At 65.6% G+C, this 17027-nt stretch carries 24 protein-coding genes and 1 pseudogene; 16 read left to right on the top strand and 9 right to left on the bottom strand.

The features are described 5' to 3' along the window. Positions 1-205: 205 nt before the first annotated feature. The 6 genes from AC2W7M_RS01225 to AC2W7M_RS01200 form a co-directional block, all read right to left on the bottom strand. Positions 206-469, bottom strand: coding sequence for a hypothetical protein (locus AC2W7M_RS01225; RefSeq protein ID WP_486129460.1), 264 nt, complete (start codon positions 467-469; stop codon positions 206-208). Then, on the bottom strand, positions 466-822 hold the full coding sequence (locus AC2W7M_RS01220; protein ID WP_486129459.1) for a hypothetical protein: 357 nt from the start codon (positions 820-822) through the stop codon (positions 466-468). Before AC2W7M_RS01220 ends, AC2W7M_RS01225 begins: the two co-directional genes overlap by 4 nt. Next, positions 819-1265 (bottom strand): hypothetical protein, encoded by a 447-nt coding sequence (locus tag AC2W7M_RS01215; protein WP_486129458.1) that lies wholly within the window; start codon positions 1263-1265, stop codon positions 819-821. The genes AC2W7M_RS01220 and AC2W7M_RS01215 overlap by 4 nt, the downstream gene beginning before the upstream one ends. Continuing rightward, positions 1235-1543 carry a twin-arginine translocation signal domain-containing protein gene (locus AC2W7M_RS01210; RefSeq protein WP_486129457.1) on the bottom strand — a complete coding sequence of 103 codons (309 nt, stop codon included), beginning with the start codon at positions 1541-1543 and terminating at the stop codon, positions 1235-1237. The genes AC2W7M_RS01215 and AC2W7M_RS01210 overlap by 31 nt, the downstream gene beginning before the upstream one ends. Next, positions 1536-2207, bottom strand: coding sequence for a hypothetical protein (locus AC2W7M_RS01205; protein ID WP_486129456.1), 672 nt, complete (start codon positions 2205-2207; stop codon positions 1536-1538). Before AC2W7M_RS01205 ends, AC2W7M_RS01210 begins: the two co-directional genes overlap by 8 nt. 80 nt (positions 2208-2287) lie before the next feature. Next, positions 2288-3028 carry a helix-turn-helix domain-containing protein gene (locus tag AC2W7M_RS01200; RefSeq protein ID WP_486129455.1) on the bottom strand — a complete coding sequence of 247 codons (741 nt, stop codon included), beginning with the start codon at positions 3026-3028 and terminating at the stop codon, positions 2288-2290. Between the two features lie 86 nt (positions 3029-3114). Between AC2W7M_RS01200 and AC2W7M_RS01195 the strand changes: the two genes are divergently transcribed. From AC2W7M_RS01195 to AC2W7M_RS01155, 9 genes are all read left to right on the top strand, one after another. Beyond that, positions 3115-3354, top strand: a complete 240-nt coding sequence (locus AC2W7M_RS01195; protein ID WP_486129454.1) for a hypothetical protein — start codon at positions 3115-3117, stop codon at positions 3352-3354. Further along, positions 3351-4091, top strand: coding sequence for an ORF6N domain-containing protein (locus tag AC2W7M_RS01190; RefSeq protein WP_486129453.1), 741 nt, complete (start codon positions 3351-3353; stop codon positions 4089-4091). Before AC2W7M_RS01195 ends, AC2W7M_RS01190 begins: the two co-directional genes overlap by 4 nt. A 62-nt stretch (positions 4092-4153) precedes the next feature. Continuing rightward, positions 4154-4357 carry a hypothetical protein gene (locus tag AC2W7M_RS01185; RefSeq protein WP_486129452.1) on the top strand — a complete coding sequence of 68 codons (204 nt, stop codon included), beginning with the start codon at positions 4154-4156 and terminating at the stop codon, positions 4355-4357. Beyond that, positions 4350-4595, top strand: coding sequence for a hypothetical protein (locus tag AC2W7M_RS01180; protein WP_486129451.1), 246 nt, complete (start codon positions 4350-4352; stop codon positions 4593-4595). Before AC2W7M_RS01185 ends, AC2W7M_RS01180 begins: the two co-directional genes overlap by 8 nt. Continuing rightward, positions 4592-4855, top strand: coding sequence for a hypothetical protein (locus AC2W7M_RS01175; RefSeq protein WP_486129450.1), 264 nt, complete (start codon positions 4592-4594; stop codon positions 4853-4855). The genes AC2W7M_RS01180 and AC2W7M_RS01175 overlap by 4 nt, the downstream gene beginning before the upstream one ends. 5 nt (positions 4856-4860) lie before the next feature. After that, the gene (locus tag AC2W7M_RS01170; protein WP_486129449.1) at positions 4861-5658 is read left to right on the top strand and encodes a DUF1376 domain-containing protein; all 798 of its coding nucleotides are present in this window, start codon (positions 4861-4863) and stop codon (positions 5656-5658) included. Continuing rightward, positions 5655-7130 (top strand): DEAD/DEAH box helicase, encoded by a 1476-nt coding sequence (locus AC2W7M_RS01165; RefSeq protein ID WP_486129448.1) that lies wholly within the window; start codon positions 5655-5657, stop codon positions 7128-7130. The genes AC2W7M_RS01170 and AC2W7M_RS01165 overlap by 4 nt, the downstream gene beginning before the upstream one ends. Further along, positions 7114-8049: a toprim domain-containing protein gene (locus AC2W7M_RS01160; RefSeq protein WP_486129447.1), complete on the top strand. Its 936-nt coding sequence runs from the start codon at positions 7114-7116 to the stop codon at positions 8047-8049. The genes AC2W7M_RS01165 and AC2W7M_RS01160 overlap by 17 nt, the downstream gene beginning before the upstream one ends. Then, positions 8046-9041, top strand: coding sequence for a hypothetical protein (locus AC2W7M_RS01155; protein ID WP_486129446.1), 996 nt, complete (start codon positions 8046-8048; stop codon positions 9039-9041). Before AC2W7M_RS01160 ends, AC2W7M_RS01155 begins: the two co-directional genes overlap by 4 nt. Before the next feature lie 346 nt (positions 9042-9387). Here AC2W7M_RS01155 and AC2W7M_RS01150 read toward each other — a convergent pair whose 3' ends face one another. Further along, positions 9388-9906 (bottom strand): BrnA antitoxin family protein, encoded by a 519-nt coding sequence (locus AC2W7M_RS01150; RefSeq protein ID WP_486129445.1) that lies wholly within the window; start codon positions 9904-9906, stop codon positions 9388-9390. Next, a pseudogene (locus AC2W7M_RS01145) lies at positions 9899-10148 on the bottom strand (BrnT family toxin). The gene AC2W7M_RS01150 and the pseudogene AC2W7M_RS01145 overlap by 8 nt, the downstream one beginning before the upstream one ends. Before the next feature lie 133 nt (positions 10149-10281). Here AC2W7M_RS01145 and AC2W7M_RS01140 point away from each other — a divergent pair. From AC2W7M_RS01140 to AC2W7M_RS01120, 5 genes are read left to right on the top strand one after another with little or no spacing between them, the layout of a single operon-like run. Further along, the gene (locus AC2W7M_RS01140; protein ID WP_486129444.1) at positions 10282-10632 is read left to right on the top strand and encodes a hypothetical protein; all 351 of its coding nucleotides are present in this window, start codon (positions 10282-10284) and stop codon (positions 10630-10632) included. 5 nt (positions 10633-10637) lie between these two features. Continuing rightward, complete coding sequence (locus tag AC2W7M_RS01135; RefSeq protein WP_486129443.1) at positions 10638-10832, top strand: hypothetical protein; 195 nt, start codon at positions 10638-10640, stop codon at positions 10830-10832. Then, complete coding sequence (locus AC2W7M_RS01130) at positions 10832-11380, top strand: terminase small subunit (RefSeq protein ID WP_486129442.1); 549 nt, start codon at positions 10832-10834, stop codon at positions 11378-11380. The genes AC2W7M_RS01135 and AC2W7M_RS01130 overlap by 1 nt, the downstream gene beginning before the upstream one ends. Beyond that, positions 11364-12869 (top strand): terminase, encoded by a 1506-nt coding sequence (locus tag AC2W7M_RS01125; protein WP_486129441.1) that lies wholly within the window; start codon positions 11364-11366, stop codon positions 12867-12869. The genes AC2W7M_RS01130 and AC2W7M_RS01125 overlap by 17 nt, the downstream gene beginning before the upstream one ends. After that, a complete protein-coding gene (locus AC2W7M_RS01120; RefSeq protein ID WP_486129440.1) occupies positions 12866-14836 on the top strand; it encodes a portal protein in 1971 nt (656 codons plus the stop codon). The genes AC2W7M_RS01125 and AC2W7M_RS01120 overlap by 4 nt, the downstream gene beginning before the upstream one ends. 89 nt (positions 14837-14925) lie before the next feature. On the opposite strand, the gene AC2W7M_RS01115 is transcribed toward AC2W7M_RS01120, so the two are convergent. Beyond that, positions 14926-15429, bottom strand: a complete 504-nt coding sequence (locus tag AC2W7M_RS01115) for a hypothetical protein (RefSeq protein ID WP_486129439.1) — start codon at positions 15427-15429, stop codon at positions 14926-14928. A 12-nt stretch (positions 15430-15441) separates the two neighbouring features. Between AC2W7M_RS01115 and AC2W7M_RS01110 the strand changes: the two genes are divergently transcribed. Then, entirely contained in the window at positions 15442-15846 is a 405-nt protein-coding gene (locus AC2W7M_RS01110; protein WP_486129438.1) for a hypothetical protein, read from the top strand. A 32-nt stretch (positions 15847-15878) separates the two neighbouring features. Next, entirely contained in the window at positions 15879-17018 is a 1140-nt protein-coding gene (locus AC2W7M_RS01105; protein WP_486129437.1) for a phage capsid family protein, read from the top strand. Positions 17019-17027 lie beyond the last annotated feature (9 nt).

Below are 17027 nucleotides of genomic sequence, written 5' to 3'. Positions count from 1 at the left end.
ATGTCCCGGATAGCGGCTGGGGTGACGAAGAACTTCCCCGCGATGAACTCGGCCGTCAACCGGCCGGCGCGGATCTCCGTCCGAAGCGACGACACGGTAAGCGGTCCGGCGGGCCAGAAGACCGCAACCGCTTCGCCCAAGGTCATCAGCTCGTCATGGCCCCACTCTTCCGGCCGTGGGCGCGCGCTGGCCCTCTGGTCCCGCGTCACCGCACCCTCTCTCCCGCCCGCGTCCGCTCGCGGGGGTTGTCGGTAGCGATCCATCCCAGAATCACATCGAGGCTTCCTATCGGAGCGTCGGCTGGCACCGCTTCCATATAGGGGTCGACCACCAGGTAGGCTCCGCCTTGCTCCCTGAGCACGAGGCCACGCTTGCGCAGGAGCCGGCGCGCCCGTCTCTCGTCCTTCTGGCGCTGAATGCTCCGCTCGAAAGCGGCGAGCACTGAAGCCTGAATGTCGGCCTGGCTCATGAAGCCTCCCCGGCCGGAAGCGCAGGCACGTGGACCCTGAAGCCGTCCGGCGAAGGCTGGACGGTCGCGTGGTGAAGGCCGTTGACGCGCAGCAGCAGGCGGATGCCCTCGATGGGCGTGTCCACGACATACTTGCGCGACTTGCGAAGCAGCCGGCTCTCGCCGCGGACCTTGCGCCAGTGCCGCTCCTCCAGCAGGGCATGCACCACCACGTGGTCGTCGTAGTGGCAAATCTCGCCGAGAAGGCTGTTCTCGTCCTGGCTGCGCGCAAGCGGGTGATAGCACAGGGTGTGCAGGTGCGGGTGCTTCCGCTCGGCGCGGGGCCGGCGCCTCATGGGCACGACGTTGTTCATGATTTCGCCTTCGCGCGCGTGCCCGGCACCAGGATGGCGAGGGCATCGAGAAGGGCGCTCGCAATGAGGCGCTCGCTCGTGTTCGAGCTTTCTTCCTCGGCCAACTCCCGGAGGGCGTCGGTGTGCACCTCCTCCGGATAGCACCATTCGAGGGCGCGCATCTTCACCATGACGCCCGCTGCGGTTTTCGCGGTCGTTCCGATGATGACGCGGCAGAGTTCGCTGATCTCGTCCGTGACGCGCTCGAATTCGGCGTTCACAGCCTCCGCCCCGGTGGTGCGCCGCGCCTCTTCGCCCCCGGCGTGCCAAGCATCCAGTGCGGCGAGCAGTGCGGCCGCGCGCGGGCGGGTCACGATGTTGGGCGTATTGCAGGCCCGATCGAGCGTCCGCAGGTGATCATGCAGGCGGTAGTTCACCCAGAGCCGCCCCTTCTTCTCCTGCAAGAGGTGCTCTCCGCCGCGCTCGTAGGCGAGCAACTCCGGCGCAGGCGCGGCCGGATTTGCTCGGCAACGTTCACCAGCCGCTTTTCCTCGGCGACCAGCTCGCGTTCCGTCGACCACAGATCATCGAGCCGACGCCCCATGGCCAGGAGCGCGGCGTCGGGGTGCTCGCCGGCTTGGGCCTTCGGCAGGATCGCGACAGGCACCGCGAGCGCGGCGACGGTGCCCAGGGCGCCGGCAGCCTTCAGGACAGCGCGGCGGGTGTTGGGGATCTCAGACATTGGCGCCCTCCATCATCAGGAGGTCGCGGACGACGGAGAAGGCGAGGCCCTCGGCGTCGGCCTCGTCCGCATCGGTGCAGATGGCCGCTACGGTCTCCTCGCCGGTGCAGTAGAACGCCACCTTGGCCTTGAATATGATCTCCGCGATGGACGAGGCCTTGGCCAGCATGATTTGGTGGCGCTTCGCGAACATCTCCTCGCTAAGGCGACTGTCCTCAGCCTCGATCAGATCTAGGCCCAGGGAACGGTTGATGCCGAGCGCTTCGCCCTCGCGACGCACCCACGCGGCGAGAATTTCCGAAGCCCGCGCCTGCGCCGACATGGAGCCCTGCGGCGTGCACCTGAGGATCTTGGCATAACCGCCATGATACCATGCGGGGTCGGAACCGATCTCCCGCTCCTTCGGAATGCCGCAGGTGAGGTTCAGCGCGGCGTCACTGTCCCGGTAGAGCAGCGCCGGGTCGCTCAGCCTCGGGGACAGCAATTCGCAGGCGCGCTCTTCGAGCGGGTCGCGACGGCGCTTCAGGTCTTCGTCGCGAGCGAGGAGCGCTTCCCAGTCGGCCATGAGCTGGGCGAACTGAGGCGCCGCAGGGCGAGCCTTCTTAGGCTCACTCCGGGTCGCAACGGCGGGTAACGCTTTATGCGGGGGGCTCTTGGCGAGCATGGCGGGCACTCCATCGGGTGGCGATGGAGCGATAATGCATTAATGCTATTTTTGGTCAATCGTGAAATTGCAAAAAATGCTCATCGTTCGTGGGCGTGCCGCACCACATAGAGCACTTCTCCTATGATTTTCACTGACTTGTCGCCATCGTGGGGATATGGGATCGCGGAGGCGAAGCGCTGGTCTCGTGAGGAGAACCGCAGGATCGGCCCATGAGCGCCGTGAGCCACAACGCGCGCGGACACCTCGATCAAGTGGCCGTCTGGCGATTGCCGCTCGACGATCACAACATCTCCTGCCATCGGTGCACGCTTGGTCGCCTCGGAACGCACACAGAACAGTATATCTCCGTCGTCAGCAATTCGATCCAAACTCCGTCCCCGCATCACGACGCCAAAGCATGAGCGGGGATCGTAGTTTGAGGAACGGATCAACAAATATCCGAATTCCCGGTCATCGCTGATTTCGGGCTCGCGCCATGCGCCGGGTTCAGCCGCTCCTATTACGACCGTCGCGCCTGGATCTTCACCCGGGGCACCCCAGCGCTTTTGATCGTAGATGTCGGGGTTATAATAGGGAGCAAGGTTCAAAGCGACAGAATCCGGGGCAGAGAAAAACGGGCCAGGGCTTATCCCGCTGGCCTCAGCAATCCGGCCAATCGTCTTTGTCGTCAGCGTGAACTTGTGACCCGGATCGTTCAAGGGGCGCGTGAGCGTGGTCGCGGCAACCCCTGCGCGCTTCGCGAGCTCGGTGGCGGATATCCCCATCTCCTTCAGAACGAAGCGAAGATAGGCGGTGGCGGCGGGTTCGTTCGTGCTCATGTCTCCGTTATGCACCGCCATGTGCATAATTGCATCATGCATTAAAGCTTGCATTCAGAGCTTTGCTGCATCATGGTTATCGAGCCATGACGATCCAGAACGAAATTGCCTCGCTCCAAGCCCGCCTGACCGATTTCGGCATCTCCATCGGCGAGATGCTGGAAGAGGCGAACATAGACCGCTCAATGTGGACGCGGTGGCGGAGGGGCGCGACCGTTCCCCGCCTCGACAACTGGTATGCTGCGCGCGATGCGGCGGAACGTCTGATCGCCGCCCGTGTGCGCAACGCGAAGGTGACGGCCCCGACTGGGGAGGCCCAGCCATGAGCACCGGAACCGTCTCCATCCTCGGCACCGACGTGCAGGTGGTCGAGTACAAGGGCGAGCGGGTCGTCTTGCTGGCGCAGATCGATGCGCTGCACGGGCGCCCGGAAGACGCCGCTTACAAGCAGTTCGCCCGTCACGAAGGGCGGTACGTTGAAGGCGAAGACTTCATCTCCGTAAACGCCTCCGAATTTCGGAACCGTTTCCCCGGTCTTGTCGGGGCGCGCGGCGGGACAACGATGAAGCTGTTCACCGAGCGTGGCTACGGCAAGATCGTGCGGGCCTGGAATGACGACCGGGCGTGGGCGCTGCATGACGAAATGCAGAACGCCTACTTCCTCGTGAAGAGGATCGCGGTTCCCGATCCGGCGGCGTTCGCTCACCAGTGCATGGACGCGCTGGAGCGGCGGTTCGTGGCGTTTCTCTCCGGGCAGTCTCTCATGCAGGACCCAGGCCTCACGGCCGGTGACGTGCTGGCGCTGGCGGGGGTCTCCCGCCGGAAAGGGCTGAAGGGCCTCGCCGGATTCGTCTCCCGTCGCCTGGAGCGTTGGCATCTTCAGCACGGTGCCGCGCTGCGGCTCGGCCGGCTCGGCCGCATGACAGCGAAGCTATTCGATCCGGCAGCCACCAAGGCATGGTTGGATGCCGGCGGTCGGAGCGAGATCGAGGACTGGATCAAGGAGCGCGTCGGCCAAGGGAAGCTGTTCTCCATCGTCCCGAAGAAGGACGAGCCGAAGTGACCGACACGCGCCGGTCTGGCGCTTCCGAGGGGGGCGCCGCGAAGCCCATATCGGCGGCCGAGATGGTGGAGACCGCCGAGGAAGAGGCCTGCCGCATCGAGAGCGTTCAGCGCGTGCTCGTAGCCGCCGGAGATCGCGAGGTCGTCCATCCGGGGCAGATGCGGAAGGCAGCCGTGTTCTGGGAGATCGCCCGGCTGCTGCGCATCTGGCAGGCGAACGAGCCCGAGTTGCGCAGGGCCATCAAGAGGCTGCCCGGCCGTGGGTGAATTCGGCACGGGAGGCCCCGCCGCGCGCAGGGCGATCGAGCGCGCCGTCACGCCCATCGTGGCGGATGCGGTGGCGCTAACCAAAACAGCGGATGGTTCCGGAGCAGCGATCGAAACCGCGCGGGCAGTGATGCGCGCGGCGGCCCAGGCGCTGGCGGAGCATGCCGGCCCGGCGGCTGCCGCTGAGGAGGTCTACCGGGCCGCCGACGAAATTCTTTCTCACCGAGGTGAAGCATGAGCGTGCAGGCGATCTCGTGGGCGAAGTCCCAACGCACCGGAAGCCCGATCCGCAAGCTCCTGCTGCTGGCCCTTGCGGATCGCGCGGACCCGAAGGGAGAGGTGCGCCTGGCACATCTGGTGGCGATGCGGGAGACAGAGCTTTCCGCTGATGCAGTCTCATCGATGTTGCGCGAACTGGAGGCCGGCGGCTTCATCTCTCGCGTCCTCGATGAGCATGGACTGATCACCGCCACGCTCAAAATGCCTTCGGGGATCTGATCGTCATGGCCGAACAAGGCGGCTCGCTGCCGCATCCCCTTGTCCCCATCGATGCCGATCTGCGTGATTTTCCCTTCATGCCGGTGGATATCGCGCGGCTGTTCGGCAGCGAGTTCCACGGGCAATCGAGCGACGCGGAATGGCGCGCGGGGGTGACGCTTTGGCTGAAGAGCTACCACCAAGTTCCTGCCGCTTCTCTGCCTGCTGACGACCTGCAATTGGCGCGCCTCGCGGAATTCGGGCGAGACATTCGCGGGTGGAAGAAGGTCCGGTCGAAAGCCCTTCGCGGATGGATCGAGTGTTGCGATGGCAGGCTCTATCATCCCGTCGTCGCTGAGAAAGCGCTCGAAGCGTGGATTGGTCGCCTCACGCAACGCCTGCGCGGCGGGCTCGCGATTGCGAAGCGCTGGGGCAAGCCCGCCGACACCGCCGGGATCGAAGCGGACATTCTTGCGGCGGCCACCCTGCTGCGAGGACTGAACCCGTCCGCCGGGGTTTTCCGCAAGCCGGACATCCAGAAGATATTGGTTTCAAGGCCCGAGGCCACTTCAGATGAATACCGTGGGGATACCGCTGGTATCTCTGACGCTGCTCCGGAGGAATACATTCGGAATACCGCTGGTACTCCTGAAGCCATCGCTGAGGGATACCCTGGGAATACCAAGGTGAGAGGGGAGAGGGGAGAGGGGACAGTAGTAGTATTTCAGCCAGGAGGTACAGATACCTCTCAGGATGTAGAGCAGGGGGCGCATGATGGTGCCTGGGACGCGAGCCACCCCTTCGGCCGCGAGGTGGCGCCGTGAGGGATCTGCATCCTCATCAGGTCCGGGCGCTCGACATGCTCCGGGCATCGCTGAGCGCCGGCCGACGCCGCCCGCTGATCCAGGCGCCGACCGGCTTCGGGAAGACCGTGCTCGCCAGCGGCATCGTGACCGGCGCCCTGCGGAAGGGGAAGCGGGTAGTGCTGGTGGTCCCGGCGGTGTCGCTGGTGGACCAGACCGTCACCTCGCTCTGGCACGACGGCATCGAGGCCGTCGGCGTGATCCAGGCCGACCACCCGATGACGGACTGGTCCAAGCCCGTGCAGGTCGCCAGCGTCCAGACCCTGCAGCGCCGCGCGTCGCTTCCCAGTGCCGATATCGTGCTGGTGGACGAGGCGCATCGCTGGTTCGATTTTCTCGGCCGGTGGATGTCCGATCCTGCCTGGCTGAAAATCCCGTTCGTCGGGTTGAGCGCCACGCCGTGGACCCGGGGGCTCGGAAAGCATTTCGACGACCTGATCATCGCGGCCACCACGCGCCAGTTGATCGATGCCGGCTTCCTGTCTCCCTTCCGGGTCTTTGCCCCTTCGCATCCGGACCTGACTGGCGTTCGGACCGTCGCCGGTGATTTCCATGAGGGCGACCTGTCCAAGGCGATGGACAAGCCGCAACTGGTGGCGGACGTGGTGGAGACCTGGCAGCGGATCGGCGAGCGCCGGCCGACCCTGTGCTTCGCTGTGGACCGGGCGCACGCGAAGAGCCTGCAGACGAGGTTCCAGGAATCGGGGATCGCCGCCGGCTACGTCGACGCCTACACGAGCCCGGAAGATCGCGAGCGCATCCGGCGGGCGTTCCACCGGCGTTCCATCGAGGTCGTCTGCAACGTGGGCTGCCTGACGACGGGCGTGGACTGGGACGTGCGCTGCATCATCCTCGCTCGGCCGACGAAGTCGGAGATGCTGTTCGTGCAGATCATCGGCCGCGGGTTGCGGACTGCCGACGGAAAAGCCGACTGCCTCGTGCTCGATCACAGCGACACGCACCAGCGTCTCGGCTTTGTGACGGACATCCACCACGAGCGGCTCGATGACGGCAAAGAGCGCGGGCCCGCGAAGGCTCGGGACCGCAAGCAGGCGCTCCCGAAGGAGTGCCCGAGCTGCTCGTTCCTCAAGCCGGCCAGGGTCGCGAACTGTCCCGCCTGCGGCTTCAAGCCGGAGCGCCAGTCCGGGGTCGAGAACGAGGATGGCGAGCTGATCGAGGTCGGCAAGTCCAAGGCGCAGGCCGACATGGAGACCAAGAAGCGCTGGTACGCGATGCTGCTGCACGTGGCGCACGACCGGGGCTACAAGGAGGGCTGGGCATCGAACCAGTACCGGCAAAAGTTCGGTGTCTGGCCCAAGGGGATGAGCAACGTTTCACTGCCCCCGGACCGCGAGGTTCTCCGCTTCGTCCGCCATTCGATGATCCGCTACATCAAGGGCCGCGAAAGGGCACAGCATGGCCACGTGGCGTAGGGAAGCCGCGACCGGCCGATGGGCGGGCATCCTTCCGGCGCTGGGCATCTCCTCAAGCTCGCTCACCGGTCGCCACGTGGCGTGCCCTCTTTGCGTCGACGGCGGCGGGAAGGACCGGTTCCGCTTCGACGACAAGGACGGCAACGGAACCTGGATCTGCAATCGCTGCGGCTCCGGGGATGGGCTCGGCCTCGTGATGCGGAAGAACGGCTGGAGCTTCCGGGAGGCGGCGGATCGAGTGAATGCGCTTGTAGGCGCCGTCGAGCCGTCCGCGCCCCGCCCGGCGATGTCGGAAGACGATCTGCGACGCGCCCTGAGGCGGCTGTGGTGCGATACGGGGGCCGTCAGCGTGAATTCTGCCGCCGGCCGCTGGCTTCGCCGCCGAACGGGCGTGGTGGCCTTCCCTGAGGCTCTGCGGTCGATCGCGCGCATGCGGTATCACGCCAGCCCAGCGACCTTTCATCCCGGCATGGTCGCGCTGGTGTCGGCTGCGGACGGGCGGCCGTGCACGTTGCACCGAACGTATCTGACGGCGGATGGCCAGAAAGCCCAGGTGGAGGCCGTGCGCAGGTTGATGCCCGGCCACGTCGCGAGAGGCGCCTCGGTGAGGCTGTCCCCGCCGGCGGAAGAACTCGGCATCGCCGAGGGCATCGAAACGGCCCTGTCGGCGTCCGCGATGTTCTCGGTGCCGTGCTGGTCGGCGCTCAATGCCCGGCTCCTGCAGGATTGGCTCCCACCGTCGGAAGCGCGCCGGGTGATCGTGTTCGGCGACAACGACGAAAGCTGGACGGGGCAAGAGGCGGCCTACGCGCTGGCAAAGCGCCTGGCTGCCAAGGGCCTCGCCGTGGATGTCCAAATTCCCCCGAATGCCGGCGACGACTGGAACGACGTGCACATGCGCGAACTGGAGGCTGCATGACGAAACCGAAGCTTGATGCCCGCGGCCGCCTCGCAGCCGCCGAGGCCGCGGTGGCCCGCTGGCGCAAGTCCATCGCGAAGGCGGAAGCCGAAATGACGCGCGCCGCCGAGGCGGGCAATGCCGATCGGGTGGCGTCCATTTTGGACAGGCTGGACCGGTCGCGCGATCGGCTCGCCGCCGCCCAGGGCCGTCTCGTGCACGTGCGCGAGGGCCTGCCCAAGGCTCTGAAGCGGGAGAAGGCGGCGCAGGTCGCCATCCGTGCCGGGTTGAAGCTGGCGGATCGGGTGGTTTCGTCGGCGCCCGCGGCGGCGGCAGGATGGGCTGCGGACCGGGAGAAGGCTCGCGTGACTGACCTTCGCCGGCGGCGGCGGGGTGGTCGGGCGGAGGGTGAGGACGGGAAGGTCGTGCGCGGGCGGAAGGAGGTTCCGGACCCGTGGGAGCCCGGAGCCCGCATCTCGGTGCCCTGCAACACCCGCGAGAGCCCGATTGAGCACATGGCCGCGCGCAGGCGGATCGACGGCGCGCAGAAGGACGCGGCGGATCGGTACCGGGCGCTCTATGAGCGGGCGCAGCTCGGGCCGCTGCGCGCCATGGATCCGGTGAAGGAGAAGCTCGACGGCGGTGGTGCCGGCGACGCGTTCAGCGATGGGATGCTGGATGCTGCGCGCGAGCTTGCCGCGACCAACAAGGGCGTGGGGCGGGTTGCTGCGGCGCTCCTGATCGACGTGGTAGGCGAAGGCGTAGGCTTGGATGTCATCGCGAAGCGCTATCCGCACCTGCAGGACAAGCGCGCCCAGGGCTATGTCACCGGCCGGCTGATCGAAGCCTTGGACCAGTTGGTGGACCGGTGGGGCTTGATCGCCGAGGGAGCCGCTCGGCCGAAGATCAAGGGCACCGGGACCATCAGCGTGACCGGGCCGCAGGTGCTGCACGACCTGGTGCGTCCGGCGCGGGCTGTGGACAAGCTGATGCACGTACCCGGAGCGAAGTGATGAGAAATCTTCTGATTACTGTATACTCTGCCCGAGACGACTCGAGGTGGTTCCAATGCAGTGGATCGCGAAATCGCTAAAGCGTAATCAGCGCTGGCTCGCTGAGCGCCGGCAATCGATTGCTTTTCTCTCGATGCCGAACGTGACCTATACCTGTGACGGAAACGACATTAAGGCGAGCATGATCGCTGAGATGAAGCGGCAGGTTACGGAGATCCTAAGGGCAAATCGGATGCTTCGCGCCGAAGCGCGGAGTTGACAGGGGGCCTCTGATGTGGCCTGATTGCGCCAATCGGCGATTTGCGCCCTGAACCTGAAACCCTCGCTTCGGCGGGGGTTTTGCGTTTCAGGCTGCCACGAGATCAAGAAGGCTTGGAATGTCCTTCGGCGTGAGCGTCGTTCCACCTTCGATTTCGATGTAGGCATACTCCAACTCGTGAGGTGCCTTAATCGCGAGATGCCTGAGCGCGTCGCTCACATTGAGAAATTTTAAGCAGCAATCTGCCTGCCGTCGATCGAGATGATCACTCGTAGGCAGAAGCTTCAGGTAACACGGCCCTCGCCGAAGCAAGGCGTCCATAGTTTCCAGCGCCGCGTTCATCCGCGATTGCCATCCTGCGCCCCCCGCCTTGAAGTGCTCCACCACCTCGGGGCTGAGGCGGATCGAGACAGGCACCTTGGTGGGTGCCTTCTGGGGGCCACGCATCCGGCGAGCGCTCTCAGCGAGCTTGGGGAAGGCTTTCGCAAAGGGCTTGGCCTTCTTCAGGTCGTCTGCCGTGATCTCGGGGCTGTCCGACACCTCGTCCCAGTCCGCCTTGGTGTAGCCCTGGTCGGGCTCGAATTCCTTCACCTTGCGCTTAGTCATCAAGGAGCCTCCGTTCCTTCCGCCCGGCGGGGCGCATGCTGATGACCGAGATGCCCTCGGCGCAGGGTGGCGAACACCACCACAATCGTCCCGTTGGCGTCGCGGCCGATGGCCATCTGCCGGCGCTTCTTCGCGGGGATCACCACGGACGAGAGGAAGAACTCGACCGTCAGGTCCGCGAAGTCCAAGCCGTGCTTGGCGAGGTTCGCGAGGCGCTTCGGCTCGTCCCAGGTGATCTTCATATCAAATTGTATATGCGATCTGATATGCGCGGTCAATCGGATTGTATGTGCAATATGCGTCGCGGTGCAGCAGTTCTCGACCGTCGAGCGCCGCTGCTGCGCGGCGAATTTCCCTGCTGAAAGGACGTACACCATGGACCCCCACCAGTATGCCGCCCTGGGCGGAGCGAGCGGGCAGATCGGACTGGGATGCGCCTCGGTGGCGCCACTTCGCGGCATCGGCCATGTCCGCGATACGCTCGTTGCCTCGTCCGACCTCGCGTCTCGCGTGAGCAAGCTGGTGGATCGTCTTGCGGGCTCGGCGCCGGCGTTGGCGAATGGCCTTCATGGCGTGCGAAGCAATCCGAGCGGCGCCATCCCGTCTCTGGTGGCTGCCGCTGACGACGCGATGTCGGAGGTGCGCGCCGCTCGCGCCGCTCTCGACCGGCTGGAGCGCCTGTTCGACCTCTCCCCCGAGACCGGCGACGCCGTGCGCATCGGCTGATGGCCATGACCATCGAGGAAGCGATCTCCGTCCTGACGGATGCCGGCGCCGAGAGCGTGAATGTGGAGATGCGCGACGGAGACCGGGCGAGCATCCGCGTTGAAGCCGGTGGCCGGAAGACCGGGATCTCGGTCGACCTGCCCCACGGGCTAGACAAGGCGGTGTCCCGCCTGAAGCAGTGGATCCGTGAGAGCATCTGATGCCGGTCCTTAAGAACCAGCGTCACGAGCGGATGGCGCAAGAGCTGGCCAAGGGCAAAAGCGCGGACGAGGCATATCAAGCGGCCGGATATTCGGCACATCGCGGGAATGCCTCAAGACTGAGCTCAAATGAGAGCGTCGTGAGCCGGGTCGCTGAAATCCAGCAGCGCGGCGCCGAGCGGGCGGAAGTGACGGTTGAACGGGTGATCCGCGAACTGGCCAAGATCGGCTTCTCCGACATCCGCAAGCTGGTGAAGTGGCGATCCAACGCGACGGTGGTTGGTGAGGACCCGGACACGGGCGCGGACCAGATGCGCGCCTTCAACGAGGTCGAGATCGTCGACAGTTCGCAGATTGACGATGACACGGCCGGCGCCATCTCCGAGGTGTCGCAGACCAAGGAAGGCACGCTGAAGGTGAAGCTGCACGACAAGCAGGCGGCGCTGGTCACCATCGGCAAGCACCTGGGCATGTTCACCGAGAAGGTGGAGCACAGCGGCGCGGTAGCCTTGACGCCGTCGATCACGATCAATGGCAAGCCAGGCTGATGCGCATATCAGCGCCGATCTGCACCCGAAGCAGATGCTGGCGCTGGACAGTGTCGCGACGGAGATCCTGTTCGGCGGAGCGGCGGGCGGCGGCAAGAGCCACCTCATGCGGATCGCGGCGATCCTCTGGTGTGCGGCGATCCCTGGCCTTCAGGTCTACCTGTTCCGCCGCATCAGGGACGACCTGATCAAGAACCACATGGAAGGCCCGAGGGGCTTCCGGGTGCTGCTGGCGGGGTGGGTGACCTGCGGGTTCTGTCGGATCGTCGAGGACGAAATTCGGTTCTGGAACGGGTCCAAGATCTACCTCTGCCACTGCAAGGACGAGAAGGACCGCTTCAAGTACCAGGGCGCGGAAATCCACGTCCTGCTGGTGGATGAGCTGACCCACTTCACCGACAAGATCTACCGCTTCCTGCGCAACCGCGTGCGCATGGTGGGGATCACGCTGCCTCCGCAGTATGTGGGCCGGTTCCCGCGCATCATCTGCGGCGCGAACCCCGGCGGCATCGGCCACCAGTTCGTCAAGGCCACGTTCATCGACGGTGCGATCGCATACAAGGTGAGCCGGGCGCCGGCGAGCGAGGGTGGCATGCTGCGCCAGTTCATCCCGGCGCGGCTGGAGGATAATCCGTCCATGGCGGCGGATGATCCAGGCTACGAGCAGCGGCTTATGGGCCTCGGGTCGGAAAGCCTCGTGCGCGCGATGCGTCACGGCGATTGGGACATTGTGGAGGGCGCGTATTTCGACAAGTGGTCGGCGGCGCGGCATGTCGTGCGGCCGTTCGCCATTCCGGACCACTGGATGCGCTTCCGGGCCGGCGACTGGGGCAGCGCGAAGCCGTTCTCGTTCGGCTGGTATGCCGTCGCTTCCGATGACCACGTTGTCCGCCCAGGCTTGGTGCTGCCGCGGGGCGGCTTGGTGCGCTACCGGGAATGGTACGGGATCAAGACGGATGCAGAGGGCCGCTTCGTCCCGGACGCTGGCCTCAAGATGACGGCGGAGAGGGTCGGAGCCGGCATTCGCGAGCGGGATGGGCGGGAGCGCATGAGCTACGGTGTGCTCGACCCCGCGGCCTTCGCCTCGGATGGCGGCCCCTCCATCGCTGAGCGGATCAAGAAGGGCACGTCCGGATCCAATGGCGTGGCGTTCCGAGAGGCGGACAACAAGCGCACTCCTGGGCGTGGCGCGATGGGCGGCTGGGACCAGATGCGGTCGCGCCTGGAAGGCGAAGACGAAGGTCGGCCGATGCTGATCTTCTTCGAGACGAGCGTGCACGCGATCCGCACCATTCCGGCGCTCCAGCACGATGAAGATCACCTCGAGGACCTCGACACGACCATGGAAGACCACGCGGCGGATGAGGTTCGCTACGCCTGCATGAGCCGGCCGTGGGTGCGCAAGGTCGAAACCGAGCCCGTGCGCGACCGATCCGGCTACAGCAGCCGGGATGATGGCGATGGCGTCGATTACGCGAAGGTCGGATGATGGACGCTCAGGCGCAGCAGATGGAAGGAATGCCGGCGGTGCCAGGCGCGCACCCTGAGGGCTATTCCGTTACGCGCCTGCGCCGCCAGTACGACGACTTCTGCAGTTCGAAGCGGGAGGAGATCAAGGAGCAGCGGGGGGCCAGGCACTACTACCACGGTGACCAGTGGTCGGCGGAAGAACTGCGGATTCTGCGGAAGCGGAAGCAGCCCGTGCAGACGGACAACCTCATCGCGCGCAAGATCGATGGCGTGATCGGCCTCCTGGAGCGCACGCGGCAGGACCCGAAGGCCTATCCTCGCGGCGAGACGGACCAGGATGCGGCCGACGTGAGCACCGAAGTCCTTCGCTACGCGATGGACAAGACGGACTGGCCCACGGTGAGCGCCGATGGTGGCCGGAACGGTGGCATCAACGGCATCGGCGTGGTGGAACTCTCCATCGAGCGCCGCAAGTCAAAGCGCCGCCGCCGGGCCGCGACGAACCCGAAGGTCAGCCTCATCTCGGTTGAGGCCGACACTTTCTTCTATGACCCGCGCTCGACGCGGCACGATTTCTCCGATGCTCGCTACATGGGCGTCGCGCGCATGCTCGACGTGGAGCAGGCGCAGATCATGTTCCCCGACAAGGCGGAGGAGGTGGCCGCGCTGGCGTCGTCCGGGGCTGACATGGAGTCCTGGCAGCAGCAGGATCGGGAAAAGCGCTGGATCGACGTGGACGAGAAGCGCGTGCGCGTCGTCGAGCACTGGTATCGCTGCGCTGTCCCTTCCATGAACGAGGACGGGCAGATCGAGGTCGATGAGGAGTGGATGTTCTGCTTCTACTGCGGAAGCATCGAACTCGCGCGCGGCATCTCCCCGTTCAAGGATGAGGACGGGCACACGATCTGCCGCTTCATCGCCTTCTCGGCCTACGTGGACCACGACGGGGACCGGTACGGCTTCATCCGCAACATGAAGTCGCTTCAGGACGCCGTGAACGCGCGGGCCTCGAAAATCCTGCACATGCTGCACACTCGGCGGATCATCGCGAAGAAGGATGCGGTGGACAATGTCGAGAAGGCGCGGGCCGAGTGGGCGCGGCCTGACGGCTGGGTCGAAGTCGATGAGATGGACAGCATTCAGCCGGACGATGCCGCCCGCCAGGCGGATCTGGCCGGCCATCTGAAGCTCCTTGAGGATGCCCGCACGGCCCTGGAGAACTTCGGGCCGAACCCGTCGCTTCTCGGGCAGGGGCTGGAGAGCAGCTCGGGGCGAGCGGTGCAGTTGCTCCAGCAGGCGGGGATGGCGCAGCTCGGGCCGTTCCTCAGTGCTTTCCGTGGCTGGAAGCTGCGCGTTTATCGGGCAGTTTGGGGCGCGATCCAGGACTACTGGGACGTGGAAGAGGTGCTTCGCATCGCTGGTGACGACGCGGACAATCCGACCGCGCTCCCCGTCAATCGGATGACGCTGGATGCGATGGGCCAGCTCTCCATGGAAAACATGCTGGGCGAACTCGACGTGGACGTGATCCTCGATGAGGGCCCGGACACGATGAACGTGATGCAGGACACCTTCGATATCTTGCAGAGCCTGGTGCAGAACAATGTGCCGGTGCCGCCTCAGGTGATCATCGAGATGTCGAGCTTGCCGAGCCGGATCAAGCGCAAGGTGCTGGCGATCCTTCAGGGCGAAGGCCAGGACCCGCAGGCCGGCGAGAAGGCGGCGCTGGAAATGGAGAACGCCAAGGCCGAGGTCGGCAAGACGAAGGCCGAGGCCTTGGACAAGTTCGCCAGCGCGTCCCAGAAATTCGCCCAGGCGTTCGCACCGCAGGCGCTCCCCGGCGAGTATGGCGGAGACGCGCCGATGCCAGGTCCGCAGCAGGGCATGCCGCAGGGCGGCCCGCCACTGGTGACGATGCCGCGCGATCCGGCCGGCTTCATGCCGCCGGCGATGCCGGCCGACATGGGCGCGCCCGCGCCCTTCTGACCCTTCGTAGGCGACCACGACACGGCGCAGGCCACGGGCGGCCCCAAGAGCCCGATCCGCGACGCCCGGCGCACGGGGCGATTTCGTGATCAGCGACGATACAGCGAGGACGAATGGCCATGATGCCAGGCGAAGACGAGACTTTGTCCGATATCGACGATGCCGCCCTGTTCGCAGGTGCCGCCCTGGACGACGATCCCGGAGCCGGAGGGCAGGCGCCGCCTGCCGAAGGCCAGGGCACGACCCAGCCGGCCCAGCAGCAGGCCCCTGCTCAGCAGGCTGCGGCAGGCGATCCTCCGAAGCAGGATCAGCAGGAGCAGGTGCACCGCATCCCTCTTGCCGAGCACCTGGCAGAAAGGGAGCGGCGCCAGCAATTCGAGCGAGAGCTTGCGGAGGAGAAGCGGCAGCGCGCCGAACTCCAGCGCCAGCTTGAGGCGATGCGCCAGCCGCAGCAGCCGGTCGATCTTCTTTCGGATCCCCAGCGCTTTCAGGAGACCATCGAACAGCGCTTCGAGCGGCAGCAGCGAGAGTTGGACCAGCGCATGCGGGTTCACTCCATCAACACGTCCTTCTCCTTTGCCCAGCGCCAGCACGGCGAGGAATTCTTGAAGGCGTTCGCCGCACTCGAAGACGCCGCGGCCCCGAACAAGGGCGACGACGTGATGCTGCGCGAGCGCATCATCAACTCGCCCGACCCGGGCGAGGCAGTGATGCAATGGTTCCGCTCCCGCCAGATCCTGGAGGAGAGCGGCGGCAACCTCGGCGCCTACAGGGAACGCATCCTGCAGGAGCAGAAGGAAGCCCTTCTGAAGGACCCCGCCTTCCTGGCTGAGGCGACCAAGGCAGCCCGCGCGGTTGCTGCGGCCAATCCCACCATTCGTCCCGGAACCCCCGCCGGGCTCCCGTCTCTCACGCGCACGACTTCGGCCGCGCCCATCAACGACGCGGATGAAGAAGACCTGAGCGACCGGGACCTCTTCCGAGTGACTTCGGCGCCGAACCGCAGGTAATACTGCGCCGCGCCGCTTGAAGGAGCCTGATCATGGCCCTCTCGACCGTCCACGCCAACAACAAGTTGGTGCAGTTCCGCAAGGACATCACGCGCGAGTACCGTCGCGAGAACCTGTTCTCGCCCTACTATGGCGATGGTGTCACGGCCATCATCCGCGAAATCTACGACAACAAGAAGGGCGGCGAGCAGGTCAATGTGCCGCTGGTCGGCGCCCTGAACGGGTCCGGCAAGGGTACCGGCACGCTGGTCGGCAACGAGGAGAAGATCGACAATTACGGCTTTCGGGCCTTCGTCGATTGGAACCGACACGCCGTCGTGACCAACGACGCCGAGGAGCAGAAGGACAGCGCCGACGTGTTCGGCGAGGCCAAGCCGCTCCTGTCGGACTGGGGCAAGGATCAGCAGCGGGACGAACTGATCCTTGCTTTCCACGCCCTGCCCACCAGCGCTCCGCCGACTGGGCTCGGTTCGGATGCCGGTCAGCGGGTGAACGGCGTGCTCTATTCCGCGGCCTCGGCCTCGGAGAAGAACACCTGGCACACCAACAACGCCAGCCGCGTGCTCTATGGCAGCGCCAAGGCGAACTTCGTGACCGGCAACCACGCATCGAGCCTCGCCAACATCGATGCGACCAACGACAAGCTGAAGCGCTCGTCTCTGAGCCTCCTGAAGCGCATGGTGAAGAAGGCGCGGCCTCGCATCCGCCCCTTCAAGGTGAAGAGCGGCCGCGAGTATTTCGTGGCCTTCGCCGGCTCTCTCGCGTTCCGGGATCTGAAGGCTGATCTGGAGGCGATCAACAAGGACGCCCGTGCGCGCGAGGATCGCGGCATGGACGAGAATCCCTTGTTCCAGGACGGCGATCTGCTGTGGGACGGCATCATCATCCGGGAAATCCCCGAGATGGACGAGCTGTGCACCGTCACGGGCGCCGGTGCGGACAGCATCGACGTGGCGCCGGTGTTCTTCTGCGGTCAGATGGCCGCGGCCGTCGCCTGGGCGAAGATGCCCACCCCGACGCGGCGCGATGAGACGGACTACGAGTTCGTCAAGGGTGTCGGCATCAAGATGTGCTACGGCATCGCCAAGATCGCCAAGGCGCTGCCCGGCACTTCGAGCCTCGTGGATTGGGGCATGGCCACCATGTACGTGGCGAGCGTCGCCGACGCCTGATGAGTGCGG

It is taken from the genome of Xanthobacter sp. BG11Y11_SDJG (assembly GCF_057364445.1).
The sequence above is the reverse complement of the archived record's forward strand: the minus strand, read 5'-3'. Positions and strand labels throughout refer to the sequence as shown.

Coding starts and splice junctions, on each gene's coding strand:
- AC2W7M_RS01225 (WP_486129460.1), bottom strand. CDS start 469: ATGAGCCAGGCCGACATTCAGGCTTCAGTGCTCGCCGCTTTCGAGCGG.
- AC2W7M_RS01220 (WP_486129459.1), bottom strand. CDS start 822: ATGAACAACGTCGTGCCCATGAGGCGCCGGCCCCGCGCCGAGCGGAAG.
- AC2W7M_RS01210 (WP_486129457.1), bottom strand. CDS start 1,543: ATGTCTGAGATCCCCAACACCCGCCGCGCTGTCCTGAAGGCTGCCGGC.
- AC2W7M_RS01205 (WP_486129456.1), bottom strand. CDS start 2,207: ATGCTCGCCAAGAGCCCCCCGCATAAAGCGTTACCCGCCGTTGCGACC.
- AC2W7M_RS01200 (WP_486129455.1), bottom strand. CDS start 3,028: ATGAGCACGAACGAACCCGCCGCCACCGCCTATCTTCGCTTCGTTCTG.
- AC2W7M_RS01195 (WP_486129454.1), top strand. CDS start 3,115: ATGACGATCCAGAACGAAATTGCCTCGCTCCAAGCCCGCCTGACCGAT.
- AC2W7M_RS01190 (WP_486129453.1), top strand. CDS start 3,351: ATGAGCACCGGAACCGTCTCCATCCTCGGCACCGACGTGCAGGTGGTC.
- AC2W7M_RS01185 (WP_486129452.1), top strand. CDS start 4,154: ATGGTGGAGACCGCCGAGGAAGAGGCCTGCCGCATCGAGAGCGTTCAG.
- AC2W7M_RS01175 (WP_486129450.1), top strand. CDS start 4,592: ATGAGCGTGCAGGCGATCTCGTGGGCGAAGTCCCAACGCACCGGAAGC.
- AC2W7M_RS01170 (WP_486129449.1), top strand. CDS start 4,861: ATGGCCGAACAAGGCGGCTCGCTGCCGCATCCCCTTGTCCCCATCGAT.
- AC2W7M_RS01160 (WP_486129447.1), top strand. CDS start 7,114: ATGGCCACGTGGCGTAGGGAAGCCGCGACCGGCCGATGGGCGGGCATC.
- AC2W7M_RS01155 (WP_486129446.1), top strand. CDS start 8,046: ATGACGAAACCGAAGCTTGATGCCCGCGGCCGCCTCGCAGCCGCCGAG.
- AC2W7M_RS01150 (WP_486129445.1), bottom strand. CDS start 9,906: ATGACTAAGCGCAAGGTGAAGGAATTCGAGCCCGACCAGGGCTACACC.
- AC2W7M_RS01140 (WP_486129444.1), top strand. CDS start 10,282: ATGGACCCCCACCAGTATGCCGCCCTGGGCGGAGCGAGCGGGCAGATC.
- AC2W7M_RS01135 (WP_486129443.1), top strand. CDS start 10,638: ATGACCATCGAGGAAGCGATCTCCGTCCTGACGGATGCCGGCGCCGAG.
- AC2W7M_RS01130 (WP_486129442.1), top strand. CDS start 10,832: ATGCCGGTCCTTAAGAACCAGCGTCACGAGCGGATGGCGCAAGAGCTG.
- AC2W7M_RS01125 (WP_486129441.1), top strand. CDS start 11,364: ATGGCAAGCCAGGCTGATGCGCATATCAGCGCCGATCTGCACCCGAAG.
- AC2W7M_RS01120 (WP_486129440.1), top strand. CDS start 12,866: ATGATGGACGCTCAGGCGCAGCAGATGGAAGGAATGCCGGCGGTGCCA.
- AC2W7M_RS01105 (WP_486129437.1), top strand. CDS start 15,879: ATGGCCCTCTCGACCGTCCACGCCAACAACAAGTTGGTGCAGTTCCGC.